At 58.0% G+C, this 3,724-nt stretch carries 2 protein-coding genes and 1 pseudogene; all 3 read left to right on the plus strand.

The annotated features are described in order from the left end of the window. Positions 1-2,067: RHS repeat-associated core domain-containing protein (locus BMZ57_RS28860; RefSeq protein ID WP_175497160.1), on the plus strand; the 2,067-nt coding region annotated here is incomplete at its 5' end. Beyond that, positions 2,067-2,393: an Imm45 family immunity protein gene (gene imm45 / locus BMZ57_RS30080; protein ID WP_074900766.1), complete on the plus strand. Its 327-nt coding sequence runs from the start codon at positions 2,067-2,069 to the stop codon at positions 2,391-2,393. The genes BMZ57_RS28860 and imm45, both read left to right, overlap by 1 nt. 195 nt (positions 2,394-2,588) lie before the next feature. Next, positions 2,589-3,724: pseudogene (locus BMZ57_RS28870) on the plus strand (RHS repeat domain-containing protein); the annotation flags it as partial.

Genomic DNA, 3,724 nt, shown 5'->3' on the forward strand with positions numbered 1-3,724 from the left:
GCCCTCGGCCACAGCGTCGAGTTTGGCTACGACGCCTATGGCCGACTGCTGCACCTGAGCAATGAAAACCACGAACGCTACCGCTTCGAGTGGGATGCGCTGGACCGCCTGCTGGCCCAGCAGGACCTGGACGGCAGTGGACATATCTATCAGTACGACCCGTTGGGCGAGGTCACCGGCATCCGCCATATCCCCGCGCCGCTGGCCGAACCTGATCTGGATGGCAAGGACAGCGCCGAACCGCACACGCCACTGGTGCATCATTTCGAGCGTGACGCCCTCGGCCGCCTGATCCGCAAACGCACCGACGACGGCGTCACCGAGTATGCCTACGATAACGCCGACAACCTGCTGTCGATTGCCTTTATAAACAAACAAGGTGAAGAGCAGCGGCTAGACTATGCCTACGATACCCTCGGCCAACTGCTCAGCGAGACCAACAGCGCCGGCCTGCTGCAGTACGACTACGATGAACTGGGCAACCTGCAAACCCTGACCCTGCCCGACCAACGCCAGCTCAACCACCTGCACTACGGCAGCGGCCACCTGCATCAAATCAACCTGGGCGGGCGGGTGATCAGCGATTTCGAGCGCGATGCACTGCACGACGAAGTGCTTCGCACCCAGGGCGCCCTGCACACCCGTACCCGCTACGACTGCAATGGCCGCCTCAGCCAGAAAGCCCTGCACTACCAGCAAGTCGCCCGCGAGGTGTTACCGCTGTTGCAGAAAGACTACCAGTACGACGCCAGTGACAACCTGGTGGCCGAGATACTGACCCAGACCCAGCGTCCAGGCGCTCGCCACTCGGCCACGGCGGCCAACGACGACAGCCTGATCGGGCGTTTTCATAACCAGTCATCGACCGGCAAGAGCTATCAAGGCAGCGCCCGCTATGGCTACAACCCCGTCGAGCAGATCCAAAGCGTGCACCGCAGCGGCCCCACGTCGTTGGGCCAGCATATCGAGAGCCTCAACTACGACGCGGCCGGCAACCTGTTCGACGGCTACCGGGTCAACGGCCTGATCAAGCACAACCGCGTGCATGTGTATCAGGACAAGCGTTATCGCTATGACCGCTTTGGGCGGCTGAGCGAAAAGCGGACTGGCAGCAACCGCATTCAACGCTTCGAGTACGACGCCGAACACCGACTGATTGAGGTACATCAACAGAACGGCGCGCTGCGCCAACGCGTGGTGTTCGGCTACGACCCGCTGGGGCGGCGCATCAGCAAGCAGGTGTATCACGACGGCGCCAGCGAACCGAGCCACCGCACGCTGTTTCATTGGCAAGGCTTGCGGCTGCTGGAAGAGGTACAGGACGGCAGACCCAGCCTTTACGTGTATGCCGATCCGGACAGCTATGAACCCTTGGCCCGCATCGATGGCAAACCAGGGAGCGAGGCGATCTTCTACTTCCACACCAACCTGGCAGGGCTACCGGAACAGTTGACTGACACCGCCGGCAACACGGTATGGCACAGCGAGTACCGGGCCTGGGGCAGGACGCGGGACGAGTGGCATGATCGACAGGCAGGAAGTGAGCAGAACCTGCGTTTTCAGGGGCAGTACCTTGACCGCGAAACCGGGCTGCACTACAACACCTTCAGGTTTTATGATCCGGAGGTGGGGCGGTTTACCCAGCCGGATCCAATTGGGCTGGCGGGAGGGCTGAACCTCTACCATTACGGACCGAACCCTGCTCAATGGGTCGACCCTTTAGGCTTACAACGCTGTAAGAACCTCCCTGATGGTCAGACCGTTTCCGAGTTCGAGCGAAGCCTCGCCTTTTTGCCACCAGCAGAGAGAGTTCCTGTAGTGAGAGGGATGGCTGACCAAATTGCGAGATCTCGCTCCTGGACAAGAGCGAAAAGAGTAGAAAAACTAAACAATGGCCGAACAGTGTACACCGACGGCAAGCATTACTACTCACTTGACACTCAACACGGAAGGTTTGAAAAAATAGACATGAAGAAAGGAAAACACTTAGGAGAGGTCGATATGAACACAAGCCCAATACCAAATTCATTAGACCCAAGCGGTAAACACGACCTGCGAGTAAGGTAATGAAGAGACTAATTGACTATACAATCAGTGATTTACCAAGAGGCGCTGTACTGAGATTCCCAGCAACATGGCCTTATGAGGATTTCGTTGACGCATTGCTGGTTAGCCTCCCGGACGACAACACCGGACATACTCTAGTAATTGCAACGGGGCACAAAGCCGGCCTTGTATTAATCCACCTCCCCAAAGAGTGCGAGTGCCAACAAAGCAGATCAGTGAGCAAACAATGGCTTATAGACAACTGGTCAAAATGGGTTTATCCAGAATGCCGAGCGGAGGATGTTTATATTTTAGAGCACTATGCGCCACCCTTACCTCCCGAATAGCCAACTCATATCTAGAGCACCTATTAAAACAAACAACTCCTGCAACGAAGTACATTGCCCTTCCATCGCCGCCACATTGTCACCCGCTACTGAGGTTGAAATCGACCGTACGGCGAGCTATGGATCTACGTCGACGAGGCAGGCAACCGCCTGGAACTGGGCCAGCTCATAGCCGGCAACGCGTTCGTCAACGTCATGGATGGCTTGACCTTCTACCAGCTGGAGGATGGTCAGACCGTTGTCGAGGAGATCTACTCAGGACGCTATCAGCTTTTCCAGCCTGACCCGCATAACCCGCAACGCTCGCGACTGATCCGCGTGGGCGACCGCAACCTCAACGTCCTCGACATGCTGTACGACGAACAGGGCCGCCTGCACTTCCTCGTCGACAAGTACAGCCAAACCGTTGTGCAGCTTCACTATGATCAACACCATCCAAAGCGTGTCAGCAAGGCGTCCCGTGTATTCCTGAAGGCCGGCGACCCCCCCTGCATCGAGCACGACAAGGTCCTGGCCACCTATCGCTATACACGCAGTGGCCAGTTGCAGGAAGTGTTGGACGCGACTGACCACGTGGTCCGTCGCTTCACCTACACTGCCGAGGGCTATCTGAACAGCCATCAGATCGCCAGTGGCGCCGTCCGCGAGTACGAATGGGCACGCTTTACCATCCCCGAGAACCGTCCCACACCCAAGCGTGCAGACGGCACTTCGTACCAGCTTCCGCCGCTATTGGAGCCACAACCCGACCACGAATGGCGCGTCACTCGCCACTGGGGCAGCGACGGCGAAGAGTATCAATTCGAATACGACCTGGAGCGTGGTGAAACCCACGTCACCGACAGCCTCGGTCGTCAGGACCATTACTATTGGGGCCCGTTCTATGAGATCTACAAGCATATCGACCCCCTCGGTAACTGCTGGCAAGAGGAAATCATCGCCGGGCAATTGATGAAGAGTGTCGATCCACAGGGCGGCGAATGGCACTACAGCTACGATGACATTGGCCGCCTGATCGAGACGCGCGACCCATTGGGACGTCGCGAACACATCCGCTACCTGCGGCACTGGGCGTTGCCTGTCGAAGTCACCGATGCTGCGGGGCGCACGTACCGCTCCCGCTACGATGCCCAGGGCAACCTGCTCTGGGAAGAAGATCCGCTGGGCCGCAAGACCCACTACCAATACGACCCCGAAGGCCGGGTGGTACGTGTCACCGATGCGCTGGACAAGACCAAGTACCTGAGCTGGAACGTACACGGTCAGCTACTCAGTTACCGCGATTGTTCCAATGCGCAAACGCTGTACCACTACGACACCGACGGACGCCT

Source organism: Pseudomonas simiae (assembly GCF_900111895.1).
GTDB lineage: Bacteria > Pseudomonadota > Gammaproteobacteria > Pseudomonadales > Pseudomonadaceae > Aquipseudomonas > Aquipseudomonas simiae.